At 44.2% G+C, this 23321-nt stretch carries 24 protein-coding genes; 10 read left to right on the forward strand and 14 right to left on the reverse strand.

Annotated features, from left to right (window positions below; all coding sequences use genetic code 11):
- Window positions 1–206: 206 nt before the first annotated feature.
- Together cysQ and nudE are read right to left on the reverse strand one after the other, a co-directional pair.
- Window positions 207–1010, reverse strand: a complete 804-nt coding sequence (cysQ, locus tag NO992_RS15675; RefSeq protein WP_039494709.1) for a 3'(2'),5'-bisphosphate nucleotidase CysQ — start codon at window positions 1008–1010, stop codon at window positions 207–209.
- A 1-nt stretch (window position 1011) separates the two neighbouring features.
- Window positions 1012–1575, reverse strand: a complete 564-nt coding sequence (gene nudE / locus NO992_RS15680) for an ADP compounds hydrolase NudE (RefSeq protein ID WP_017219353.1) — start codon at window positions 1573–1575, stop codon at window positions 1012–1014.
- Between the two features lie 61 nt (window positions 1576–1636).
- On the opposite strand from nudE, the gene yrfG reads away from it, so the two are divergent.
- Window positions 1637–2296 carry a GMP/IMP nucleotidase gene (gene yrfG, locus NO992_RS15685; RefSeq protein WP_010374509.1) on the forward strand — a complete coding sequence of 220 codons (660 nt, stop codon included), beginning with the start codon at window positions 1637–1639 and terminating at the stop codon, window positions 2294–2296.
- Here yrfG and NO992_RS15690 read toward each other — a convergent pair.
- On the reverse strand, window positions 2293–2913 hold the full coding sequence (locus tag NO992_RS15690) for a dUTP diphosphatase (RefSeq protein WP_017219351.1): 621 nt from the start codon (window positions 2911–2913) through the stop codon (window positions 2293–2295). The two genes, yrfG and NO992_RS15690, sit on opposite strands and share 4 nt — an antisense overlap.
- Window positions 2914–3027: 114 nt before the next feature.
- Here NO992_RS15690 and NO992_RS15695 point away from each other — a divergent pair, with 114 nt between their 5' ends.
- Window positions 3028–3654: a peroxiredoxin-like family protein gene (locus NO992_RS15695; protein WP_017219350.1), complete on the forward strand. Its 627-nt coding sequence runs from the start codon at window positions 3028–3030 to the stop codon at window positions 3652–3654.
- A gap of 37 nt (window positions 3655–3691) precedes the next feature.
- On the opposite strand, the gene NO992_RS15700 is transcribed toward NO992_RS15695, so the two are convergent.
- The 3 genes from NO992_RS15700 to NO992_RS15710 all read right to left on the reverse strand — a co-directional run bounded on the left by NO992_RS15700 (window position 3692) and on the right by NO992_RS15710 (window position 7150).
- Complete coding sequence (locus NO992_RS15700; RefSeq protein ID WP_371378773.1) at window positions 3692–6025, reverse strand: fatty acid cis/trans isomerase; 2334 nt, start codon at window positions 6023–6025, stop codon at window positions 3692–3694.
- Window positions 6026–6397, reverse strand: a complete 372-nt coding sequence (locus NO992_RS15705) for a hypothetical protein (protein ID WP_371378776.1) — start codon at window positions 6395–6397, stop codon at window positions 6026–6028.
- 87 nt (window positions 6398–6484) lie between these two features.
- Window positions 6485–7150: an SDR family oxidoreductase gene (locus tag NO992_RS15710; protein ID WP_010374499.1), complete on the reverse strand. Its 666-nt coding sequence runs from the start codon at window positions 7148–7150 to the stop codon at window positions 6485–6487.
- A gap of 157 nt (window positions 7151–7307) precedes the next feature.
- On the opposite strand from NO992_RS15710, the gene NO992_RS15715 reads away from it, so the two are divergent.
- Both NO992_RS15715 and NO992_RS15720 read left to right on the forward strand, forming a co-directional pair.
- Window positions 7308–7586 carry a hypothetical protein gene (locus tag NO992_RS15715; protein ID WP_017219348.1) on the forward strand — a complete coding sequence of 93 codons (279 nt, stop codon included), beginning with the start codon at window positions 7308–7310 and terminating at the stop codon, window positions 7584–7586.
- Window positions 7587–7802: 216 nt separating this feature from the next.
- A complete protein-coding gene (locus tag NO992_RS15720) occupies window positions 7803–8198 on the forward strand; it encodes a hypothetical protein (protein ID WP_371378778.1) in 396 nt (131 codons plus the stop codon).
- On the opposite strand, the gene NO992_RS15725 is transcribed toward NO992_RS15720, so the two are convergent.
- The 5 genes from NO992_RS15725 to tesB all read right to left on the reverse strand — a co-directional run bounded on the left by NO992_RS15725 (window position 8195) and on the right by tesB (window position 11978).
- Entirely contained in the window at window positions 8195–8995 is an 801-nt protein-coding gene (locus NO992_RS15725; RefSeq protein ID WP_371378781.1) for a VOC family protein, read from the reverse strand. The two genes, NO992_RS15720 and NO992_RS15725, sit on opposite strands and share 4 nt — an antisense overlap.
- 75 nt (window positions 8996–9070) lie before the next feature.
- Window positions 9071–9730 carry a DUF799 domain-containing protein gene (locus tag NO992_RS15730; RefSeq protein WP_193522501.1) on the reverse strand — a complete coding sequence of 220 codons (660 nt, stop codon included), beginning with the start codon at window positions 9728–9730 and terminating at the stop codon, window positions 9071–9073.
- A gap of 1 nt (window position 9731) precedes the next feature.
- Window positions 9732–10076, reverse strand: a complete 345-nt coding sequence (locus NO992_RS15735; RefSeq protein ID WP_017219344.1) for a DUF4810 domain-containing protein — start codon at window positions 10074–10076, stop codon at window positions 9732–9734.
- Between the two features lie 41 nt (window positions 10077–10117).
- On the reverse strand, window positions 10118–10786 hold the full coding sequence (locus NO992_RS15740; RefSeq protein ID WP_253105854.1) for a CsgG/HfaB family protein: 669 nt from the start codon (window positions 10784–10786) through the stop codon (window positions 10118–10120).
- Between the two features lie 334 nt (window positions 10787–11120).
- A complete protein-coding gene (gene tesB / locus NO992_RS15745; protein WP_095728597.1) occupies window positions 11121–11978 on the reverse strand; it encodes an acyl-CoA thioesterase II in 858 nt (285 codons plus the stop codon).
- A 153-nt stretch (window positions 11979–12131) separates the two neighbouring features.
- On the opposite strand from tesB, the gene NO992_RS15750 reads away from it, so the two are divergent.
- Window positions 12132–12593 (forward strand): EVE domain-containing protein, encoded by a 462-nt coding sequence (locus tag NO992_RS15750; protein WP_253105853.1) that lies wholly within the window; start codon window positions 12132–12134, stop codon window positions 12591–12593.
- On the opposite strand, the gene NO992_RS15755 is transcribed toward NO992_RS15750, so the two are convergent.
- Both NO992_RS15755 and NO992_RS15760 read right to left on the reverse strand, forming a co-directional pair.
- A complete protein-coding gene (locus tag NO992_RS15755; protein ID WP_010374482.1) occupies window positions 12590–12772 on the reverse strand; it encodes a hypothetical protein in 183 nt (60 codons plus the stop codon). The genes NO992_RS15750 and NO992_RS15755 overlap by 4 nt on opposite strands.
- On the reverse strand, window positions 12772–13851 hold the full coding sequence (locus NO992_RS15760) for a potassium channel family protein (RefSeq protein WP_017219340.1): 1080 nt from the start codon (window positions 13849–13851) through the stop codon (window positions 12772–12774). The genes NO992_RS15755 and NO992_RS15760 overlap by 1 nt, the downstream gene beginning before the upstream one ends.
- A 122-nt stretch (window positions 13852–13973) precedes the next feature.
- Here NO992_RS15760 and NO992_RS15765 point away from each other — a divergent pair, with 122 nt between their 5' ends.
- The 5 genes from NO992_RS15765 (at window position 13974) to NO992_RS15785 (ending at window position 21244) form a co-directional block, all read left to right on the forward strand.
- Entirely contained in the window at window positions 13974–14924 is a 951-nt protein-coding gene (locus NO992_RS15765; RefSeq protein ID WP_253105851.1) for a chemotaxis protein CheV, read from the forward strand.
- A gap of 139 nt (window positions 14925–15063) precedes the next feature.
- Entirely contained in the window at window positions 15064–17229 is a 2166-nt protein-coding gene (gene uvrD / locus NO992_RS15770) for a DNA helicase II (RefSeq protein ID WP_371378787.1), read from the forward strand.
- Window positions 17207–19276, forward strand: a complete 2070-nt coding sequence (locus tag NO992_RS15775) for a GNAT family N-acetyltransferase (RefSeq protein WP_371378790.1) — start codon at window positions 17207–17209, stop codon at window positions 19274–19276. Before uvrD ends, NO992_RS15775 begins: the two co-directional genes overlap by 23 nt.
- Complete coding sequence (locus NO992_RS15780) at window positions 19257–20351, forward strand: ABC transporter substrate-binding protein (RefSeq protein WP_371378793.1); 1095 nt, start codon at window positions 19257–19259, stop codon at window positions 20349–20351. Before NO992_RS15775 ends, NO992_RS15780 begins: the two co-directional genes overlap by 20 nt.
- 44 nt (window positions 20352–20395) lie before the next feature.
- On the forward strand, window positions 20396–21244 hold the full coding sequence (locus NO992_RS15785; protein WP_039494743.1) for a CZB domain-containing protein: 849 nt from the start codon (window positions 20396–20398) through the stop codon (window positions 21242–21244).
- A gap of 106 nt (window positions 21245–21350) precedes the next feature.
- Here the strand turns inward: NO992_RS15785 and typA are convergent, their stop codons facing one another.
- Complete coding sequence (gene typA, locus NO992_RS15790) at window positions 21351–23171, reverse strand: translational GTPase TypA (RefSeq protein WP_010374470.1); 1821 nt, start codon at window positions 23169–23171, stop codon at window positions 21351–21353.
- Between the last annotated feature and the right edge of the window lie 150 nt (window positions 23172–23321).

Raw genomic sequence — 23321 nt, forward strand, 5'->3', positions numbered from 1 at the left:
ACCGACGACCTTCGATTCTTTCCAGGTTTAGCGAGTCCGACGAATGATTTATCATTCTGCTCCATCCCGCGCCTGTAAATTCTTAAAAAGGACTTCCTTTTCAAGAGGCCGCTATAATAATGGATTAAAATTTTATTGCAAGGGATTTAACGCTTAAAACAATCCAAGTGCGCAAAAATCCCACAACCTTCAACTTAAACCGTTATTTATTCTATCGTTCGATGATGTGGACTGATCAACTTTTGCCATTGCCAATCGGGGTGCCCCATAACAATAAAGTCTGGGTTTTCGGTAGTTTCTCGTCGATTGTAGGTCAGCGGGTTAAACTCTGCATCGGTAATACAACCCCCGGCTTCTTCCACGATGATTTGTGACGCGCCAGTATCCCACTCTCCAGTTGGTCCTACACGTAAAAAACAATCCGCCTTACCTTCTGCGATAATGCAGGCTTTTAATGAACATGATCCAAGTGCCACAGTGTCAAACTGACTATTTAAGTACTGACTTACCGCTTCAAGCTTTTGTCTACGACTTACAGCCAATGTCAGCGTTTCTCGTGGCGAGACGAAAATACGTTTACTTTCGCCTGAGTCACTACGTTTAAACGCTCCTTCATCTTTGCTGGCGTAATATGTCAGCCCTTGAGATGGCCAGTAAATGACGCCTAACACAGGATGATTATTTTCGATGAGCGCAATATTGACGGCAAAGTCACCGCTTTCAAGAATAAACTCCCCAGTGCCATCCATAGGATCGAGTAACCAGTAGCGCTGCCAACTTTGTCGCTCACTCAATGGTGGAATTGGTGTTTCTTCAGACATTACCGGAATGTCAGGTGCTATTTCAGCAAGACCCGCCATTAAGATCTCATTAGATGCCAAATCTGCAGCAGTAACAGGAGTGTGGTCAGACTTTTCTTTTTTACCAATATCGTCAGCTTGATAAATTGCCATAATGGCTTCACCGGCACGTTTTGCCAGTGCGATGCAAGGCTCTAAATAGGACTGCAATTTACGCCTCCAAATTCAAATGTGCTTTTAATAACAGTAGTGCCGCGACACTTCTTGCTTCGGTAAAGTCCTCTTGATGTAACAGGTCATATAGTTTATCTAGCGGCCACTTCACTACTACCAGTGGCTCTGGCTCATCACCTTCAAGCTGCTCAGGGTAAAGTTCACTAGCGACCAAAATATGCATTTTGGCATTAAAGTAACTCGGTGCCAGTGACACTACTTTGAGTTCAGAGAAAGCATTTGCACCAAAACCCACTTCTTCTTTTAGCTCTCGGTTACCCGCTTCCACCGGGGTTTCGCCAGGGTCAATTAGCCCTTTGGGAAAGCCGAGTTGATAGTCATGTGTTCCTGCACAGTATTCTCTCACTAATAATAGCTCATTATCAGCAGTTATGGGCACGATCATTACTGCGCCACGACCACCGCCACGAACTCTTTCGTATTCTCGTTGCTCGCCATTCGAAAAAGATAACGAAAGTGCTTCTACCGTGAACAATTTGCTTTTAGCCACGACGTCGCAAGCTAAAATTTCTGGTGGTGTGGGATGCTTTTTATGTGACATAGATCATTATTTGCTATCATGGCGAATAACCTAATCATAAAGCCTTTGAAGTTAAATGCCTATGCTAAATTGGTCAAATATCGATACCGTTTTGTTAGATATGGATGGCACATTACTCGACCTCCATTTTGATAATCACTTTTTTCTCGACGTCGTGCCTAAGGCACACGCAAAACGTCAAGGCTTAACCCTTGAGGCTGCAAGGGCCGACATCCTCGCCCGTTATGACGCAGTAATGGGCCAGATAGAATGGTATTGCCTAGATTATTGGCAGGAGCAACTACAGCTGCCCATTATGGAGCTTAAACGTGAAGTACAACACTTGATCTCAATTCGTGAGGATGTACCAGCGTTTTTAGAGGCCTTAAGAAAGAGTGGAAAACAGCTTATCTTGTTGACCAACGCTCACCCAAACAGTCTAAGTTTGAAAATTGAGCGTACCCAATTCGATAAGTATCTCGACAAATTGGTTTCAACCCATGAATATGGCGTAAGTAAGGAAAGTCAGATATTGTGGCAACAGGTAGAGCGTGATTTGGGCTTTGATAAGTCCCGCACTTTATTTGTGGACGATAGCATTAGCGTGTTAAATGCTGCGAAAGAGTTTGGTATTGGGCATTTGCTTGCCGTTGCTAATCCTGATAGTCGGCAACCAGAGCGAGAGATCACTGAATATCTTTCAGTCTCCGATTACCGTACCTTGCTACCTATTATAGATTAAGCTGGGTAGCGAGCTTTTAAGCCGTCGTACACGTGTGTTTTAAAGTCTGGGTGCGCTGTATCTAGACTTTTCACCACTTCGACTAAGTGTTCGTTATCTTCTTGGCCATTCCATACCTTGATATAAGAACCATCTTTATAGCCATGGTCTTGACGGAAGAAGTTAAGCGTGTTTTTACCGACATATCCACGGTATAGGTCATCAATAGACATCCCGATTTGCTGCATACATCCCGCAAACGCATGGGCATCAAATTCGCGTTTGGTCACAGCCGCACTTGCAAGCAATTCAAGGGTTTCCTTGAAGTCTTCTGCGGTAGTCGGCTTTGCCAATTCAGCTTCTAACTGAGTCGCTAGTTGCTCAAATGACGTTTCGCCATCGATACGTAAAGACAAGCCAAAATGAAAAATATCCACTAGCTCTAAAATCACTTGCTCAGTATCTGGCGTTTGCTTTTTCCACCATTTCCAACCGTAGTGATCTAGCATTTCTGCACACTCAACCCAAATTGCGCGGTACCATTCAAACCCTTGTTCAAACCATTGTTGGTGTACTTTGGTGTTCATGGCATGTTGCATTTCTAGCATAACCACAAGCTTAGTGATGTTTGCAGACATTGTGCTCTCTCTTCATGGAAATCAATTACGAGCGATATCATACCGAAGTGAAAGATTTTCGCCAGCGCTTAGGTCTTCTGAGTCGATATCAACTTGAAACCCTAGGAACTTTTTATGCGTCATTTTATTTTATCGCTCGCTTTGGTTTGCTCAGCCTTTGTCAGCGCAGCTGAAATCACCAATATCGCCGCAGCACCTGAGCAAGTGAGCCCACTCCTTCCCGGCATTGATGCCCCTGCATTACAACTCAAAGATAAGTCAGGTAAAACTGTCGACCTCGCGACACGCTATAAAGAAAATATCACCGTACTGGTGGTTTATCGTGGTGGCTGGTGTCCATACTGTTCAAGACAGCTCGCGGGGATCCAAGAAATTGAACCACAGCTTGTTAAAATGGGGGCACAAATTATTGCTATCGCACCAGACTCACCTGAGGCGCTGGCAAAAAGTACAATTGAATCCCCTCACTACCAACTGTTGTCTGATAACGAAATGCGGATGAGCCAAGCGTTAGGTCTCGCCTATTTCCTAGATGATAAAACAGCCCTTGCTTATCGCAACAAGTTGGGCGTAAATTTTGTTGATTTTGAGGGGAACGATAAAGTTGCCTTGCCGGTGCCGGCGGTATTTGTAGTCGATAAGAAGGGCTTGATCCAATTTCAATACGCAAACCCAAATTACAAAGTGAGATTGGATGAAAGTGTGCTACTAGCTGCGGTAAAAGCCGCGAGTCAACTATAGGAAAAGCACATAAAAATGGAGTCCGAAGACTCCATTTTTAGCGATTTTCTAACCGGTTATAATCAAATAAGCCATATTCAACGCCACGTGTTTGCTTGGCAATATCGTGGATCAAATCACTGTAACGCCAAAACTCTGGGTGAGTCCTGCGGATCCCGTATTTCGCTCGTAGCGCTCGGTAATCCGACTCACTATTCATGTGGCTAAATGATGAGACGAAGTCCTCTTGTGCTGCCTCGCTTTCTAAATACCAAATTGCCTCTGGGTAATCTCCGATAAAGCCTGGCACAATCGTCGCAGTGTCTTCTGTATAAGCTCTTTGCCCTTCTTCATTTAACAAACTGGAGATGTTGTAGTGAGCATTATGGTGTAATAGCGAGAACGCTTGATGTGAACCGTCGCTTTGTTTAGTAATAATAAACGAGACCTGAGGAAGCAAATTAATCGCCCTAACGGACATGCTATTGAGTGCCTGCAGTGGCTTGCCTACGGCTTGATAGTCATAATCCCGATTTAGAACGGGTTTAAGCACAGCATGCAGTTTGTCATACAGCTCTTGCTTTGGATCGTCCGTTTCGTATTTTATCCCCGTTGGCGCACCGATTAGTGATTTACGATTGATAAACTCACTTAAACTCAAGTGTGACTTACGATACCAATAGCGTTTAATTTCCTGACGATGACTAAGTGGCAGTAAATTTAAAAAGTTTTGCTCACCTTCAAGCCTCAAGAAGTCCATATATAAGCGTGTGATCAGCTGATGACCAATGTTGCCATACACGTCAAAACCCGCCACCAGCAAGTAGTGAATGCGCTCGAACAAAGCATAGTCTAATACCCAAGCTGTTTTGGGAGGCTGACCAATAAAACCTTTAACCACCGTTGCGCTATCAAAATGACGGAAGATAGTTAATGCTGCATTCGGGTTTTCCCCCTCACCACGCCAAATCAAGTCCATATTGAGGCGCTGCCCATCGGCAAACATCTTATCTGCAAGCTCAGTTTTAGCATGTAAGTAATCCTGCTGCTTAGTGGCGTATTTAGCCCAACTGGAAAGCGGTAACGCATTACTTTGCTCAGCCGCAGGTAGCACCAAATCTTCATCATGTTTAAGCAGCAGCTGGTTCACCGCTTCATTGCTATTTTTTTCAGGATCAACAAACGCCACCCAAAAATGGTCGTTAATGACGTTAAGCGCTATTTGACCTCGGCATACAGGGCCTTTGATAAAGCCTTTTACAATTAACTCGGCCTCATCCAGCATAAATTGATAACGAGAATTGACCGGAATATCTTTGAATACCTTAAATGGGTTTGCTGCAAGCTCTGGCTCATAACCTAGCAGTTCATCCACGTGATAATCCGCTGCATAAAATTGCTGATGTAACCGTGATAGCTTAGCGTCGTTCAATGCCAGTGGCATGTGAGTTTTTGACAAAATAGTACTGCGCACTTGCATCAATCGATAATACACCCTATCGATCTTAGGATCGTCAAACGGACGCACCGAGCTCACCAGCGCGATTGGCTGACCAGGCGGTGTGCTTGAGCGTACCAATTGGAAAAACGCGGGGTCATCCAGATGAGGAAAGTGGATATGGGCTAAATACCAATGCTCAAAAATATAACGCGCGGCAAGGCGGTGTTTATTCGAGTCCTGATTAAGAAATTGTTCCCACTTCTTCACTTCTTTTTGTGCTGCAACACTTGGCTTCGCAATCTGGCTCATTTTACTGCCACTTTGCAGCCATGCTTCCAAGGTTTTGAATTCATCCTGCGTGAGCGCTGGTAAGCCGTAGGGCATACCCGCATGAGGCTGTTGTTTCGCAAGGGTAGAAAATTCATCCATGGTTGGGCAAGACTGCGTTCTATCTAAAGAGAAATCAAACTCTTTACCCAAGATGCCTTGCTCAGGAAAACGATGAGACATTTTTAACAGCAAGCTATTATAAAGCACACTTCCAGCTAGGTTGCTGTATTCAGATTGATTGCGCTCATTCAGCACTGGGGTAAAACCACGCTCACGCCACTGTGTCGTGGTTTGGGCGTCAAACAACAGCCGGGTTGGTGTTTGAGCTAACAACCGCGTGCCGTCATACACTAATTCCTTCGACAATCCCCTATCTATTCCTTCTGGAGATGACAGTTTGAGCTGGCAAGGTGCATCATAACAACCATGACAAACCACACAACGCGACTCCAAAATGGGCTTCACGCTTTGTAAGTAACGTGCACCGCCTTGGTGATATTGTTCGATTCGTGCTTGGGGTTGCTCTGGTCCAAACATATCATCATATTTAGACATACCCAAAGCCACACAGCCAGAAAGCACGGCGACAACCACCGCACAAAATAGTGCACGTTTAGACATTTACTCGCCCTCGTCGTCATCCAGCCCAAGATCAAAAGTAGGCATCATTTCTACTGGAGGCGAGACAAATAATGCATCGCTACTGGTGCTCAGCACAGCACTGAGAATAGGCCCACGATTAATGAGCAATTGCAACTGATGTTCTGCCCCTATCAACTCAGTCACTGTCGTACTAATGTTGTTGAGCGCATAGTCATCAATATGCAAGCTAATATTCTCATCTTCTTTTGGGTTTTGGCACAAATGAGCAAGGAGGTTCTCACTCAATATCACTGATACTTCAGCATCTGGAGAGTCGATATCACGATTCTCGATGTTGTCATCTAACAAAAAAAGCGGCAGTGACAATGGGGTATCTTGTTGTAATTCCATCAAAGGTTACCATCTGAATATTTGCTTTATATTAGCACAGTTAGATGGCTGATGGCTGAAAAGGGGGCGACGATGCGCCCAGCTTGATTACCAAGGAAGCGTGTCGCCATTGGAGTGCCAAAAACCACCACTGTTTTCGATAGTTAGGTGTTCAATTCTCTTAATTAAACGTTCCGCCGCAACATCTGGACCAATATCACCTGCAAATCCCACCATCTGCGTTTGTACAAAGCCTGGATGGAATAGTCCAACAGCGATATCTTGGTTTTTCAGTTCGTGAGCCATACTCACACTCGCCGCGTTTAATGCTGCTTTCGACATTCTATAACCAATGTAACCACCAGAACCATTATCTGCAATCGAACCCATACGACTTGTGATCATGGCAACTTTACTACCTGTTTTGAGGTTATCGAGCAGTGCATGAGTAACTCGAATTGGTCCTAACGCATTAACGTTAAATTGGTGGTCGATATTTTCAAAATCCATTTCCGCTAGCGTTTCATTATGAAATACCCCAGCGTTATTAATAAGAATGTCTATCTTCTTCGAGCCCAATGCCGCCAATAATTTTTTCGCACCATTTTCTGTCGCAACATCGATATCTTCAATGATATCCACGCCTAGAGATTCTAGTTCTGCCGATGCTTTGCGAACAACCGCAGTTACTTTGCAGCCTAGAGATAAGTATTGTTTACAAAACTCTAATCCGATCCCACGGTTAGCACCGGTCACTAAAACATGTAGTGTCATATCCTTCTCCTCACGATTTTTATGCTCAAACTATTACAATTGGTATGAGTTTACTAAACTCAAGGTCAATCTCGACTGAATTCATTTTTATGATGTACTTTTTCACTTTCTGACAACTTTGCTACAGTTATAACTCTGAAATCCGTAAGGATATGTTGTGAAACTCGCACTTAGCACCCTCTTGCTTCTCTTTATCCACAAGGCGGCGTTCGCCTACCAAATCAATGTCAGTGAGCTGGTCGCTTATCAGCTTGGCCAACAGCAAATCGCGCAACTCATGCAAAAGATATACGCACCTTTGGATATCACCCCCACACTCGTCGTGTTACCCAGTGAGCGCGGATTAGAATATGTAGATCAAGGGTTTTATGATGCGGAAGCAGGACGCACTAGCGCTATTGCAAATGCCTATCCTAACTTATACCAATTGCACTAAGTCTCCAATCAATTTGAAGGGTGAAATACCATATTAACGTCGTTAAAAATTTCTCATTTAGAACAACTAAATAGCAAAATTTTTGCCTAGCTACTAAAGCTATTTCTCCGCTTCAAATAGCTCATTTACCTAATACAATTGGTATTACTGCAAATACCCGAACCACTTGTAACCGTGCAAATGGCGGTGTTTTGTCTCAAGAAGGAACATTGTACTTTGTCGACCCAGCAAGACTATGTGGTCATACAAGGAAGTTTAATAACGGAGCAAGTTTGTCAGCGTAAGAAGTTGACCTGTAATGCGGTTTCTAACGACGTTTCTGCGTTTCAAGCGCTTGAAAAAGGTCATGTAGAACAAATTTTAGCTGATGACTTATTTGCGCTTGGTGCGCTATGTCAGTCAGGACTCGCCGCGGTTTATGTGCGTAGGCTACGAGATGCGAGTTATCCTATTTATCACTATATCAATCGCAAACACCAAGACCTACTGCCTAAATTAACTGCGTCTATCAAGCAGCTAAATAGCAGTGGCGAGCGCGACATTATCTTTAGTAAACTCTCAGGTCACTTTGCCACTTGCCATGGCAAAGTGATTGAATTAGAAATGCATTAAGTTGAAATATCATCCATAGCAGATTCTATGATAGAGAATACCGCCCCTTGAGGGTCGGTTATCACACTAAAGCGACCCACTTCTGGTATATCTGTCGGCGGTACACAAATTTCTCCGCCAAGCTTTTGGGCATATTCAGCTTTACTATCACAGTCCAATACCGCAATGTAAATCATCCAGTGCGGAGGAATGTCTTCACCCCACTCTGTCGTCATTTCTAACATGCCAGCGACGGGTTGCTCATTTACTTTAAATAAGGTGTAGTCCATATTTCCCATGTCTTTAACTTCGATTTGCCACCCAAATAATGCTGAATAAAAGTCACGACTTTTGGCGCTGTTTTTACTCACTAATTCAAACCAATAAGGGGTATTCGCTTCAAGGTGACGTTGCGTCCCAATATGACCACCCTCTTGCCATAACGCAAAAACCGCTCCACCAGGCTCCTTTAACATCACCATCCGCCCTGCCCCTGGGACATCGTGAGGGCCTGCAAGCACTTCAGCACCGAGTTCGTAGGCTTTGTTTAGACATTCATCGACATTGTCTACCGCCACATAAGCAAGCCAGTGACTAGGCATGCCTCCTTGTTGTTGCTCAGCGGTCATCTGATACATAGCAGCGACATCATCGGCTTCTTTTTGCAACATGGTGTAATAACAATCTTCACCAATGGGTTGGTCAAGAATTTGCCAATCAAATAGTTGGCTATAGAAGGGTTTTGCTGACTGCCAGTCGCTTGAACACAATTCAATCCAACAAAAATAACCGGGTCTAAATTCACTAATTATTGCCATGGGGATCACCTGTCAATCAAAGTCTAATGAATATAGCAGCAATCAGCCGATAAGAAAGCGTAGTCACAATATGGCTTATTTTTCAATTTGCCCATACTTAGGTGAGCGCACGCCATAAAGCAAACCATTGCTTGAGTCCGCTGATAATAATCTCTGTGATGCTTTCTGTGAAACTTCGAATCCTTTATCTGAAGTGCTTTCAATCACCTGATTTAGTACCGCGCCAATCAATGCGCCAGCCAAACTGTTATCATGGTCATCTCTGTCTTCACTACTTGACGCTTCTGACTTACCACGCCAAATTACTTGGCCAGTTTTTAAATCAACCAACCTTGCCGATAACGCGACTGTAGTGTCACTATCTAATACAACGTATGACGTACCATAATCTTGAATCTCTATGTATAAAGCAGCGTCGGCAGCAAATATTTCATAGAGCTTATCTATCGCGACACTGTGAACATCATGAGCCACAGTTAGACCGTTATTTTTAAAAGTCTCATTGACCAAAGATACTGGAAAAACATAATAGCCAGAGTCTGCAAGTGGCTTCACCACTGTCGCCATAACCCCAAAAGGTGCAACAATTTCATTGGAATTATTGATAGGCGGCAACACCAGTATCGACTTAGGATCGCTTTGGATAAAGGCACTATAATCCTGTTTAGGTGCTGTCGCACAGCCATTCAATAAGGCAAAAGTCAAAAGCACCAAGCTCGCTTTAATCCATTTCATCTTATTCTCCCTGTGCATTTTTTAGTAAAAAGTCGATATATTGCCTGGACTCAGGATACAGTTGTTTTTCCTGTTCAAAATACGCAAAACCTTTGCTGTCATCCCCTTGCATCAAATATAAGTAACCGAGATGCGCATACATGCCTGGTGCGGGACTGATCTGCTTTACTTCGGCGCGCGCTATGCTTGACTCTAACTGACTGATCTGCTGCTCAAGGGACTGTCCGTCACCTCGAAAGAACTCATAGAGGTTACGTTCGTAAGAACCGTAATAATATTGTGGTGTCGTACTCTGACACCCAGACAATATTAATAGTAAAGTGGCCACAAATATCGTTTGCTTCATAATTTACCTGAGGTTTAGATTAGCTGTCTGTGGGGGATTGCCTATAAAGGCTTCCAATCGCCTTTCTCAATGCCGCTAACCAAGTTATTAACGGCCTCGCGAATAGCTAAATCCAGTACCTTGCCGTTTAGCGTTGAGTCATACCCCGCAGTGCCACCAAAACCAACTACTTCGCGATTAGATAAACTGTATTCTCCAGCACCTTGCACTGAGTAGACGACTTCTGAACTAGTCACATCAACGATGTTCAGATTTACCTTAGCGTAAGCAATTTGCGATTTTCCTTTACCTAGAATGCCGAATAGCTGTTTATCACCTACTTCTTTTCGACCAAACTCAGAAACATCTCCCGTGATCACAAAGTTAGCACCCTTAATACTTTGTTTTGCGCCAGCAAATCCAGCTTCTTGAGCAATCTCTGTCATGTTTTCTCTATCTAAAACAATAAAGCGATTACTCTGCTGTAAATGGGTGGTCAGAATAGTTTTAGCCTGAGAGCCCAAGCGGTCCGGTCCTGAACTAAACACACCATTGTGAAAAGCTGAACGGTTTTGCAATTTACCAACCGCTAACTGGCTTTTTGGGCCATTGTAAGCTTGATTATATGAGGCCACTTTTGGTGTTTCTACCGTTCTTGATGCTTCCGTTGCGCAACCCGCGGTTAATCCGACAAACGTCAATGCAATTACTGTGGCGAGCGGTTTATTCATTATCATTCTCCTAGAGTCATATGCGTCTGTCTGTGACGCGACGATTCATTTTGTTAATAACAATGTAGATAAATTTAGCTGACTTTAGTGTTAATTTTTGTTTGGGAAAAATGCAATAACACTACATCTAGTGAGAATTTTAAAGATAGTGCAAAATCAAACCGAATACAGCACTGAAAAAAGTAGTGCAGACGACTTTTGGAAAGGCCATCAACAAACCTAGAATCCTTTTAGCAACAAACAGTTATGAATTTATAAGTTTGTGATTTGCTTAGTGCTGCACAAAGCACCAAGCAAAATTACTGTTAAAACGCACCATACACTTTCCAACAAATTATCGTTGGCGCATCACGCCTTCTTGAATAGTCGACGCAACTAACTCACCTTGGCGGTTGAAAAATTGACCACGTACTAGGCCTCGGCCATTAGACGCGCTCGGACTATCAACGCTATATAAAATCCATTCATCCATTCTAAACGGACGATGGAACCACATCGCATGGTCTATTGTCGCGACTTGCATATTTGGCTGCATAAACGACAAACCATGTGGTTGTAGTGCAGTTGGTAGAAATTCAAAATCAGAGGCATAAGCCAGCAAATAGTTATGGATCCTTCTGTCGTCCGGCATGTCACCATTGGCTTTAAACCAAACATTTCTCACCGGGTCCTGTTTTTTAGGTTTGAATGGATTTTGAAAGTTTACAGGGCGCATATCCAGCGGCATTTCTTGCGTAAATTTCGCTCGAAGTGATTCTGGAATGAGGTCCGCATGCTCTTGATAAAAGTGAAGTGATGACTTTAACGTTTCAGGCTCTGGCACATCCGGCATCAAAGATTGATGAGAAACGCCGGGTTCATCCCCTTGGAAAGAGGCAGTCATGTAAAATATCGGCTTACCATATTGAATGGCACTGATCCTACGGGTGCTAAAACTGCGACCATCACGAATGTTTTCGACATCGTAGACGATGGGCTTGCTTGCATCACCAGGACGCAAAAAGTAAGAGTGCAGCGAGTTAACAAAGCGCCCTTCTGGTAAGGTGTATTTTGCTGCGGACAACGCCTGCCCCATCACCTGACCTCCAAACACTTGAGGAAAACCAAGGTCTTGGCTTTGACCTCGATATATCCCTTGCTCAATTTCTTCAAGGCTGAGTAAATCCAACAGATTTTGTAACACTTGACTCATGTTGCACTCCGAACGTCTAGTAGAACTGGCGATAGTCGTTATAATGAGATAATACTTTTACCAAATCCAAGTAAGACTCGGACTGGTAGCAAACCAAGTACATTGCTCAAATGAGTATAATACATCATAACTCAAACTATTGGACTAACCCATATGGCTTATTGGCTGTTTAAAACAGAACCCGATGCATTTTCCATTGATGACTTAAAAAACGCGCCTGAGCAGCAAACTTTTTGGGAGGGAATTCGTAATTATCAGGCAAGAAACTTCCTGCGCGACGAGGTTAAGGTGGGTGACTCAGTGTTTATTTACCACTCAAGCTGTAAAGTGCCTGCGGTTGTCGGTATTGCCAAAGTGGTGAAAGCAGCAGAGCCAGATCCACATCAATTTGACTTAAACAGTGATTATTATGATGCCAAATCAAGCACCGATAACCCTCGCTGGGTAGGCGTCACGCTAGCATACGAGCAGCACCTACGCCCGGTAACCCTGCAAGCGATAAAAGCCAACACTGCGCTCACCGAACTGGCTCTAAAAAAAGGGGGGCGATTATCCATCATGCCCATCATCGAACCTGAATGGCAGGTTATTTTAGAGATGTCGGGGCAAAGCTAACGTTTTGCTTTGCCTTTTTGTCGCCCGTGTTTAGGCACAATGCTGATATATAGCAGCAAAGCAACCCAAGAAAATAGTAGCGTTCCTATCAGCCAGCCGTTTTTTTCATGCCCTTTGCTGCGCTTGCTTCCTGCAACTAAAGCTACAGGAAGTAAGTAAGCGCACACAACGGCAATCATCAAGAAGAGTTCTTCGAACATAGTGATGACCAGTCAACCTCTGATGCTAGCACCCGTTGCGGTGCAATATAGTGCAAAATATCTCCCCCAGTGATGTTGTAATCCAAAGGTGGGTTTAGATCCATATTTAACGCATTTATATCGTGCGCAACACCGAGCAACGTCGCATCATGATGCTGTTTAAAATAACCAAAAATATCGCCAAAGGTTAAACAGCTTACCTCTGCAGGTAAGGCTAAGCTGAATTGCGTATCGCCGTGCAGCGTCGACAGTAATTCCTCTTGTACTCGGCTTGAGCCTGGGTCTTGCATGGCTCGCACTAAGATTTCCGCAGACATAGATGCGGAGCATTCTACATTTTTACAATGTTCTCTTAAAAGAAGCGCTTTACTATCGTCCAAGAAATGCGCGCTAATATGCGCTTCGGGTTTTACTACCCGGCTAAGCTTTAGCGCGGTGGTAAATGTCTGGTTATCATCATCGCCATCAATGATGATTTTGTCAGCCCGCTCGATGTTAATCCGACTTAACTGTTCGTCATCAGTAAAGCTGGTTAAACGCGCAAATGCGACTTCCGGATAACTCAACAGCGGATGCTCCATGGCCTCAGTGACGGCCAATACGATTTTTCTATCTTCGCGTTTATTGTCACCTAAAATGTAGTCCACCATTTTTTTCGTTCTCACATCATGCCAACCAAAAATTACGATGTGGTTTTGCAAATGTGCAAAGTCTTTTTCCCCTGTCATGCCTCTTCTCACCCAATACGTCACAAATTGTCCAGCTTTTCCCAATAACACACCAAATAGCGCAAGGCCAAATGGGATCTGTATAATGGCAACGACTAAACGGCCAAAATCCGTTGTTGCACTAAAGTCTCCGTAGCCAACTGTTGAAGTCGTCACTACGTAGTAATAAAAGAACGTGCTCAGTGGCAATAATGCCGATTCATTGCTGAGCCATAACAACCCCCAAGTCACCGACATATGAATGAGCGTTGCCATAAATAACAGTTGCCAGCTGGCCTTATCCACATGAGCCCGCATCAAAACAACTAAACGCTTAAAAATTATAGGCATATTGCTTCCCTATCAAATACATACTGCTACCTTACTGCAGATTTTAGCCAAAAAACAACACGACATATCGACTTCTTTGATATAGTCTTAGAAAAGGTTACAAGAAGTAATGAGGGGTTAACATGGCTGGCGTATTGGCCTCAGTAGATCAACGTACACAACTGGTGGGTGAAAACCGCCTTGAGTTGCTATTGTTTCATCTTCATAGCCGCCACTTTTTTGCGCTCAACGTCTTCAAGGTAAAAGAAGTTGTTAAGCTCCCTCATCTCAATAAAATGCCCAATGCACACCCTAAAGTATGTGGCGTAACCAATATTCGTGGCGAGTCTATTCCGGTTATCGATTTACGACAAGCGATATGCATGCCGCCATGCGACCGAGACAAAGACTGCAACCTTGTGATCACAGAATACAACCGCTCAGTGCAGGCCTTCTTAGTTGGTAAAGTTGACCAAATAGTCAATACTACGTGGTCCGATATTATGCCAACCCCTAAGTCTGTTGGCCGCAATCACTACCTCACCGCACTGACTAAAATCAAACGTGACGGCGTTGAACACATCGTTGAAATTATCGATGTAGAAAAGGTACTTGCCGAAATCGTTGAGTACAAAGTTGAGATCCCGCAGGACATTCTAGATAAAGATATCATCAACGAGTTTCATGGCCGCAAAATTCTACATGCCGATGACTCGCCGACCGCTCGTCGTCAAGTTGCCGATACCTTGGCACAATTGGGCATAGAAATCATCCCAGCAACTGACGGCCAAGAGGCGCTCAATGTGTTAAAGCACTGGGCCGACGAAGGTATCGACGTACAAAAAGAATTACTTGCGGTGATCACCGATGCCGAAATGCCCGTTATGGATGGTTATCGACTCACCTATGAAATTCGCAATGACAGTCGCCTGAAAGACCTTTATGTCATTCTCAATACCTCTCTCAGTGGCAGCTTTAATAATGCCATGGTCGAAAAAGTGGGTTGTAATGCGTTTCTATCAAAATTCCAGCCCGATTTATTGGTGACAGAGGTACAAAATCGGTTAAAGGACGTTTTGCAAAAACAAACATAAACACTGTATAAAAAACCAGTTTATGTTTCTTTATAAATCATAATGTTACCTTTATTCAGTTAGGTTTGCTTTGCGATATGCTGGGATTTACGGCAGCGACTCGGTATACTTGCCATCATTTGAGCAAATAGGCAAAGCAATGGACGTATCAGAATTACTCGACGGCCTCAACGACAAACAGCGCGATGCAGTCGCCGCACCTCTGCAAAACATGTTAGTGCTCGCAGGTGCGGGGTCAGGTAAAACACGAGTACTGGTTCATCGTATTGCTTGGCTTATGCAAGTTGAGCACGCCTCTGCATTTAGTATTTTCGCGGTAACCTTTACCAATAAGGCAGCCAAAGAAATGCGTGCTCGTGTTGAAGCGACGCTCAATGGCCCTGTTGGTGGCATGTGGATAGGTACTTTCCACGGCCTAGCCCACCGCATGTTACGCGCCCATCACCGTGAAGCTAAATTACCAGAATCATTTCAAATTCTAGATAGCGATGATCAGCAACGAATGATCCGCCGTTTGCTCAAAGCCATGAATATCGATGAGAAAAAGTGGCCACCTAAGCAGTTAAGCTGGTACATCAGCGCGCGTAAAGACGAAGGATTAAGACCCAAAGATATTCAAGCATACGATGTCAATGAACAGCTGATGTTGAATGTATATAGTGCTTACCAAGATGCCTGTGATAGAGCCGGTCTTGTTGATTTTGCCGAGATCCTATTGCGCTGCTACGAGCTATTACAGCAACAACCTACCTTGCTACGTCACTATCAACAACGCTTCCGCCATATGCTAGTGGACGAGTTCCAAGATACCAACAGCATTCAATATTTGTGGTTGCGCCTGCTTGCAGGTAGTGACAACAATATCATGATCGTAGGGGATGACGACCAGAGTATTTACGGCTGGCGTGGTGCAAAAATAGAAAACATCAAACGTTTTCTGGACGACTTTAACGCCGAAACCATTCGCCTTGAACAAAATTATCGTTCTACCGCAACCATTCTAAAAGCATCCAACGCGCTCATTGAAAACAACGCGGAACGAATGGGTAAAAGTCTCTGGACTGACGGAAACCAAGGCGAGCCAATTTCAATTTATGCCGCTTTTAATGAACTTGATGAAGCACGCTTTGTGGTTGGCAAAATTAAATCTTGGCTACAGGCTGGCAATGCACTTAGCGACAGCGCCGTACTCTACAGAAACAACGCACAGTCCCGGGTGTTAGAAGAAGCCTTACTTCAAGAAGGGTTAAAATACCGCATTTATGGCGGTATGCGCTTTTTCGAGCGCCAAGAGATTAAAGATGCCCTGTCTTACCTTCGTATAATTAGCAATCGTAATGACGACGCGGCATTTGAGCGTGTGATAAACACGCCTGCCCGAGGTATTGGTGATAAAACGTTAAGCCATATTCGCGATTGTGCGCGTCACGAATCACTCTCACTTTGGGATGCAGCCAAAGCCGTACTTGCGCAAAAGCATTTAGCGGGAAGAGCAGCTACGGCGGTGACAAAATTTATTGAATTAGTCGAGCAGCTCGACGATAAAATTGCCGTGCTTGAACTGGCACAACAAGCGCAGACAGCCATTGAGCAGTCAGGTCTCATGGCAATGTATCAAGCCGAAAAAGGCGAAAAAGGCCGCGCTCGAGTGGAAAACTTGGAAGAATTGATCAGTGCTTGTGGTCAGTATGAGCTGCCTATCGATGAAGATTTTACTTCACCATTACAAGGCTTTTTAGCCTATACCTCTTTGGAGGCAGGCGAAGGCCAGGCTGACGAGCACGAAGACGCGGTACAAATGATGACGCTGCACTCGGCCAAAGGTCTCGAGTTTCCATTGGTCTTTATGGTTGGGGTCGAAGAGGGTATGTTCCCATCGCAGCAAAGTAATGAAGAGTCGGGCCGCTTGGAAGAAGAGCGCCGTTTGTGCTACGTCGGTATGACGCGTGCCATGGATAAGCTATACATTAGCCACGCAGAAAGTCGCCGCTTGTATGGTCAAGAAAAACATCACAGCCCTTCAAGGTTCTTACGTGAAATTCCTGAAGACTGCATGGAAGAAATCCGGATTAAAACGCAAATATCTCGTCCGGCTAACTCGGGCCGATTCAGTCCATCAATCAGTCACGCGACCTTTGAAGATAGCGGTTTTAATTTAGGCCAGCGTGTCCTCCATGCCAAATTTGGTGCAGGCACAGTGCTTAACTATGAAGGTGCGGGTGCTCAGTCACGCATCCAAGTTAGCTTTGATGATGTTGGTAGTAAGTGGTTAGTTACCGCCTATGCAAGACTTCAAGCACTCTAATCTGCAACTATTACGTTCTCAGCTTGCCGATGCCCGCCATCGGCAACTCTTGCTTATCACTGGCAGCCAAACTTGGTGTTACACGCAGTGCCAGCAGCTATTAGCAAACTCAAACGATAATCTAATCCTAAGTAGCAGTAAGACATTAGAAAATGCCGTTTGGCCCGAGCATTTACACCAAATACTCGGACAAGAATTTAGCAACCTAGTCTACGACAGCTTTAGTGGGATTGTGCCTAACAAAATCGCAGCGGCCGCGGGCACGGTAAAGGCAGGCGGCTTACTCCTACTGTTACTTCCCGAGTTAGATGAACTCGACCACTGGCTAGACCCTGCAATTACCCGCTGGTGCTCAGAGGGGCAAACGCCCATACGTAGCTACTTTTTAAAAAGGTGGCAACAACTCTGGCAGCAACAACCAGCTTGGCATATCAGTGAGCACTTTGGGGTTCAACTGCCCTTAGCGTATCTTGCTGCAAGTTCGGCGGTTTGTGGTATTGAGGAGCAACAAAACGTACTGACACAACTCTCCACAGCATTGGAAAACCAGCAAACACCTGTATTACTAAGCGCTGACAGAGGCAGGGGAAAGAGTGCGCTATTAGGCCTCTTGGCATCAAAGCATCCTACGCAACAATTTGTTATTTGTAGCCGTCACCTTCATGCTCTGCATAGTTGCTTTAGCATGCTTGCTCAAGCACTCAATACCGAGGTTGATGTAAAAACGAAGAAGCTGGCTAATCTCAGCTATGTGGCACCAGATGCGTTACTACAACAAGCCTCTGCACTTGATAGCAATACGGTTATTTTGGTAGATGAGGCAGCCGCCCTGCCAGTTCCATTTTTAATACAAGTCGCTCAACTTGGCTTTCGCTGCATTTTTTCCAGCACCTTAGTTGGTTATGAGGGTAATGGTAGAGGCTACACCTTACGGTTTAAACGCTACTTAGAATCACATTACCCAAGTTATCTTGATTTCACCTTATCGACTCCTATTCGTTACGCATCGAATGATCCACTGGAGCAGCAGATCAGGGATTTATTTGTACTCGAGTGTAAAGCGACATCACCCATACTCACTTCCTCAACCACAATGCGTGCTATTTCCCAGAGTGAGTTGATAGAAAATAGCTCGTTACTTGAGCAAGTTTTTTCACTGCTCGTATTAGCCCATTATCAAACCAGCGTGGATGATTTAAGGCAATTATTAGATGCACCCGATCTGCATTTACGAGGTGCATTTTGCAATAACGAGCTAATAGGAATTTGCCTTGCTGTTATCGAAGGCGGACTCGCTTCAGATCTCGCAGAAGATATTCTAGCGGGAAAGCGAAGACCCGCAGGCCATCTCATGGCGCAGCAGCTAACAACAAGCTTTGGTGATAGCCAGTTTGTCACCGAAAAAAGCGTAAGGATCGTTAGAATAGCCGTGCACCCGGATGTACAACAGCAAGGGATTGGCCGCCGCCTACTGGCGTTCTTTGAAACCACATTACCAGAAGATATCAGTTACATAGGAACCAGTTTTGGCCTTACAGCGCCATTGCTTTCGTTTTGGTCACAACGTCACTATCAGCCAATGAAACTGGGTTTTAAGCAAGATAAGGCCAGTGGTGAGTATGCGGTTTTGATGTTCAAAAAAGTCCGAGGCGACATAGGCAACACCTATACTCGAATATTTAAACAAGCTTTTTTCTATCAGTTACGCTCGCACTATCAACAACTCGATACTGAGGTGGTGAGCGCACTATTAGCGACCTTACCCTTTGAACATATAACTAATGAGCAGCTGGATTATTTGCACTATTTACGTAACAGCAATCCGGTTGAGCAACAAGTATGTCCTTTTATATGGCAGCTGATCACAACCGATCCTCGATTACTTAAAAACTTAACTAAAGTTTCCAAAGCATTAGTAATTCGTCTAATATTACAGCAACATTCGACCCAAGTCGTAATTAATCTGCTTGGATTATCTGGTAAAAAGGCCCTCACCACAACGCTAAGAGAGACAGTGCAGCAAGTATATGAGTATTTTCGGTGTTAAGTTTTTACTATTCGTTTTTGCTTCTGCTGTACTGAATTTTACAGTATCTGCTCAATCTGTGGTGAAAGTTGGCATGTCTACTGCCCTTTCAGGGCCCGCAAAAGAGATCGGTCAACAACTGAAAGCGGGTGCCGAACTACACTTTAACTTTTATAATCAGCACAAAGCGAATGGTGCTGCTGCGATTGAGTTGCAGGTATTGGATGATGGTTATGAGCCACACAAAACCGTAACCAATGCGCGTAAGCTCGTCTACGAAAATAAGGTCGATGCATTGTTTGGCGTCATGGGCACCCCCACATCTTATGCCATAAAGCCGATTTTAGAGCACTCTAAGGTTCCCTTTCTTATGCCATATACTGGCGCTGAGTTTCTTCAAGAGCCACATACATTTAATGTCTTCAACCTCCGCACTAGCTACAATAAAGAAGCACAAGATATCATCCGCTACTTTATTGATGAACAAAAGCTAAAGCGGGTGGGTTTACTCATTCAAGCCGATGAATTTGGTCTAACCGTAGAAAAAAGCCTTACTAGAGCGCTTGCGGAACATGGATTAAAACCCGTTGTGATAACGCGTTTTAGACGTAATACCGATGATATTGAACGAGCCCTTGAACAAGCACAGCAGCATAAAATAGAAGGCTTCGCGATGGTAGGCACCTACACGCCACTGTCTAAGTTTATTAATCGTGCCATGGAGGTTGGCCTTGAAACACAATACGCAACGGTTTCATTTGCTTCCTCAAATGAGCTGTTTGCTAGACTCAAAGGCAAACCCAAAGTTTTAGTCACCGAAGTTGTACCCGATCCTGCGATTTGCAAGGGCAAGCTTTGTGATACCTTTCGCGAGGCAGTTCGCAATACCACACTTTCCCATAACGAACAGGTTTTTGAGGGCTATCTCAATGCCTACTTATTGACGACTGCTATCCAGCAATGTGAGCTGCCCATTGATAGCGATTGTCTGCTAAACGCATTACAACAGGAGTTGGAGCACAACTCCGTTATTCGAGAGGTATTTATGCTCCAGCCAGCGCAAAAGAAATTGCCAGTTTACCGCTCCTTTTTCTAATAATGTTCTATGCTTAGTTGATACTGACCATATGCGAGGCTGACATGGATTTAATTAACTTTCGCGTCGGGAAAAAAACAATATCACTGCAAATCCTCGATATTCTATTAACTGAACGCTACGAAGAAAATTTAACGGATTTACCCAATGACAACCCCAGCTTTTTGGGCGTTAAAGATTACATGGGCGTACCTACCCCTATTTTTGATTTAGGGATCATATTGAACAAGCGCTCGTCCTACGAAACCAATCAAGAATTGGTCAGCATGCTAAAGCAGCGAGAGCAAGATCATAAAGAATGGCTTGTCGCACTCGAAGCAAGCATTTTTAACGATGTCCCCTTCACTAAAGCCAAAGATCCAAAACAATGTGCTTTCGGGCAGTGGTATTACGGCTTCAAAACTGAAAATGACGACCTCAAAGCACTTCTAAAACGCTTTGAAGAACCGCATGCAAAACTACATTCATTAGCAGATAAACTATTAGTGATGTGCGCACAGGGACACAAACAAGAAGCTATAGATACGCTCGCTCGTGAAAAGAGCACCACTTTTAATAAACTCATGCGATTATTTGAATCCGCTCGTGATCAGATCATGCTCGACCATAAACCTATCATCGTCTTTACCACTCAAGATGGCCAAAGTCCGCATATCGGTTTGCTTGTCGATAAGGTAGAAGATAACGTTCACTGTGATGAAAGCGATATTAAATCACTGCAGGAAATGACGAGTATTGGTTTTGAAATAGATGCGCAAACCAAAAAATTGATGAAAGGCTTAGTCAAGATGGGAAAACGCCACAGCGTATTGATTGACCCTAGCGCCATTTTCCGCCCTGAACATCTACAAAATTATGAGCCAGAAGAAACGGAAGAGTACGGCTTGTTTTAGAGTTAGTAAATGGAGCACAAAAAAACGCCGCAAAAATTGCGGCGTTTTTTGTATTCTAAGTAACCTGCCTTCGAGATAAGTTGTTATCTCAAGTCCAGGTCAATTATTATTTAGCTTGGCGGCTAGCGCGTTTACGCTCGCTTTCAGTCAATAATTTCTTACGAATACGGATGCTTTCAGGCGTTACTTCTACAAGCTCGTCGTCATCGATGAACTCAAGTGCTTGCTCTAAAGACATAACAACAGGTGGCACAAGGTTTTGTGCTTCATCAGTACCAGATGCACGTACGTTGGTTAACTGCTTACCTTTAAGCGCGTTTACCGTTAGGTCGTTATCACGGCTGTGAATACCAATAACCATACCTTCGTACACTTCAACACCGTGACCGATGAATAGGCGACCACGCTCTTGTAGGTTAAATAGTGCGTTTGTTAGCGCTTTACCTGCTGCGTTAGCGATTAGTACACCGTTCTTACGCTGACCGATGTTACCGCCTTTGTGTGGACCGTAATGTGAGAACGTGTGGTACATCAAACCAGAACCAGACGTTAACGTCATAAATTCAGTTTGGAAACCAATTAGACCACGTGCAGGCATCATGAAGTCCATACGCACACGGCCTTTGCCGTCTGGAGACATGTCAGTCATTTCTGCTTTACGCAGACCAAGCTGTTCCATGATAGAACCTTGGTGCTCGTCTTGACAGTCAATTGTCACTGTTTCGTACGGTTCTTCTAGCTGACCATCAACATGGCGCAAGATTACTTCTGGACGAGATACTGCAATCTCGTAGCCTTCACGACGCATGTTCTCGATAAGAATACCTAAGTGAAGTTCACCACGACCAGATACACGGAAGCTATCTGGGTTATCTGTTTCTTCAACGCGTAATGCAACGTTGTGCACAAGCTCTGCTTCTAGACGCTCAAGGATATTACGAGAAGTTACGTATTTACCTTCTTGGCCTGAGAATGGTGACGTGTTTACAGAGAAAGTCATTGTTACTGTTGGTTCATCAACAGATAGTGGCGGTAGTGCTTCAACATTATTCTGACAACAGATAGTATCAGAGATTTTAAGCTCACCAAGACCTGTGATTGCAATGATATCACCCGCCGTTGCTAGCTCAACTTCGTGACGGTCAAGACCTAAGTAACCAAGTACTTGGCCAACTTTACCGTTACGCGTCTTACCATCAGCACCCACGATAGTCACTTGTTGGTTAGGTTTAACTGAACCACGCGTGACACGGCCAACACCGATAACACCAACATATGAGTTGTAATCAAGCTGAGAAATTTGCATCTGGAACGGACCTTCAGGATCCGCGTTAGGCGCTTCAACTTCGTCTACGATAGCTTGGAACATTGGTTCCATGTTGTCAGACGGCTCATCTAGGTCAAGTGTTGCCCAGCCGTTGATTGCTGATGCGTAGATCACTTTAAAGTCTAGCTGTTCGTCAGTTGCACCTAAGTTATCAAATAGATCGAAAACTTGATCCATTACCCAATCAGGACGAGCGCCCGGCTTGTCAATTTTGTTGATTACAACAATTGGCTTAAGACCCTGAGCAAACGCCTTTTGCGTTACGAAACGCGTTTGTGGCATCGGACCTTCTTGTGCATCAACTAGTAGTAATACTGAGTCAGCCATCGAAAGAACACGTTCTACTTCACCACCGAAATCGGCGTGTCCCGGAGTATCTACGATATTGATACGGTAGTCGTTCCACTTGATTGCGGTATTTTTTGCAAGGATGGTGATACCACGCTCTCTTTCAAGATCGTTTGAGTCCATCACTCGCTCTTCATTGCCACCGCGCTGCTGTAGTGTACCTGATTGCTCAAGTAGCTTATCTACAAGCGTTGTTTTACCGTGGTCTACGTGCGCGATAATCGCGATATTTCTTAACTTTTCGATGCTCATATTATTACTCAGTGAAGTTGGCCCTCAGTGATCCTAGTCGATCTACGCAAAAATGCGCGTTGAGATTGCCCGATTGAGAATTAAAGGTCGCGTATTATCTACTATTAATGTGACAGATGAAAGTTTATCCAACATTTTTTTCAATAATCC

The organism is Pseudoalteromonas sp. DY56-GL79, assembly GCF_041414765.1.
Classification (GTDB): Bacteria; Pseudomonadota; Gammaproteobacteria; order Enterobacterales; family Alteromonadaceae; genus Pseudoalteromonas; species Pseudoalteromonas piscicida.

Bases quoted from the DNA above. Each gene is read 5' to 3' on its own strand.
- nudE (WP_017219353.1), bottom strand. From the start codon at position 1,575: ATGTCACATAAAAAGCATCCCACACCACCAGAAATTTTAGCTTGCGAC.
- yrfG (WP_010374509.1), top strand. From the start codon at position 1,637: ATGCTAAATTGGTCAAATATCGATACCGTTTTGTTAGATATGGATGGC.
- NO992_RS15690 (WP_017219351.1), bottom strand. From the start codon at position 2,913: ATGTCTGCAAACATCACTAAGCTTGTGGTTATGCTAGAAATGCAACAT.
- NO992_RS15695 (WP_017219350.1), top strand. From the start codon at position 3,028: ATGCGTCATTTTATTTTATCGCTCGCTTTGGTTTGCTCAGCCTTTGTC.
- NO992_RS15700 (WP_371378773.1), bottom strand. From the start codon at position 6,025: ATGTCTAAACGTGCACTATTTTGTGCGGTGGTTGTCGCCGTGCTTTCT.
- NO992_RS15705 (WP_371378776.1), bottom strand. From the start codon at position 6,397: ATGGAATTACAACAAGATACCCCATTGTCACTGCCGCTTTTTTTGTTA.
- NO992_RS15710 (WP_010374499.1), bottom strand. From the start codon at position 7,150: ATGACACTACATGTTTTAGTGACCGGTGCTAACCGTGGGATCGGATTA.
- NO992_RS15725 (WP_371378781.1), bottom strand. From the start codon at position 8,995: ATGGCAATAATTAGTGAATTTAGACCCGGTTATTTTTGTTGGATTGAA.
- NO992_RS15730 (WP_193522501.1), bottom strand. From the start codon at position 9,730: ATGAAATGGATTAAAGCGAGCTTGGTGCTTTTGACTTTTGCCTTATTG.
- NO992_RS15735 (WP_017219344.1), bottom strand. From the start codon at position 10,076: ATGAAGCAAACGATATTTGTGGCCACTTTACTATTAATATTGTCTGGG.
- NO992_RS15740 (WP_253105854.1), bottom strand. From the start codon at position 10,786: ATGAATAAACCGCTCGCCACAGTAATTGCATTGACGTTTGTCGGATTA.
- tesB (WP_095728597.1), bottom strand. From the start codon at position 11,978: ATGAGTCAAGTGTTACAAAATCTGTTGGATTTACTCAGCCTTGAAGAA.
- NO992_RS15750 (WP_253105853.1), top strand. From the start codon at position 12,132: ATGGCTTATTGGCTGTTTAAAACAGAACCCGATGCATTTTCCATTGAT.
- NO992_RS15755 (WP_010374482.1), bottom strand. From the start codon at position 12,772: ATGATTGCCGTTGTGTGCGCTTACTTACTTCCTGTAGCTTTAGTTGCA.
- NO992_RS15760 (WP_017219340.1), bottom strand. From the start codon at position 13,851: ATGCCTATAATTTTTAAGCGTTTAGTTGTTTTGATGCGGGCTCATGTG.
- NO992_RS15765 (WP_253105851.1), top strand. From the start codon at position 13,974: ATGGCTGGCGTATTGGCCTCAGTAGATCAACGTACACAACTGGTGGGT.
- uvrD (WP_371378787.1), top strand. From the start codon at position 15,064: ATGGACGTATCAGAATTACTCGACGGCCTCAACGACAAACAGCGCGAT.
- NO992_RS15775 (WP_371378790.1), top strand. From the start codon at position 17,207: ATGCAAGACTTCAAGCACTCTAATCTGCAACTATTACGTTCTCAGCTT.
- NO992_RS15780 (WP_371378793.1), top strand. From the start codon at position 19,257: ATGAGTATTTTCGGTGTTAAGTTTTTACTATTCGTTTTTGCTTCTGCT.
- NO992_RS15785 (WP_039494743.1), top strand. From the start codon at position 20,396: ATGGATTTAATTAACTTTCGCGTCGGGAAAAAAACAATATCACTGCAA.
- typA (WP_010374470.1), bottom strand. From the start codon at position 23,171: ATGAGCATCGAAAAGTTAAGAAATATCGCGATTATCGCGCACGTAGAC.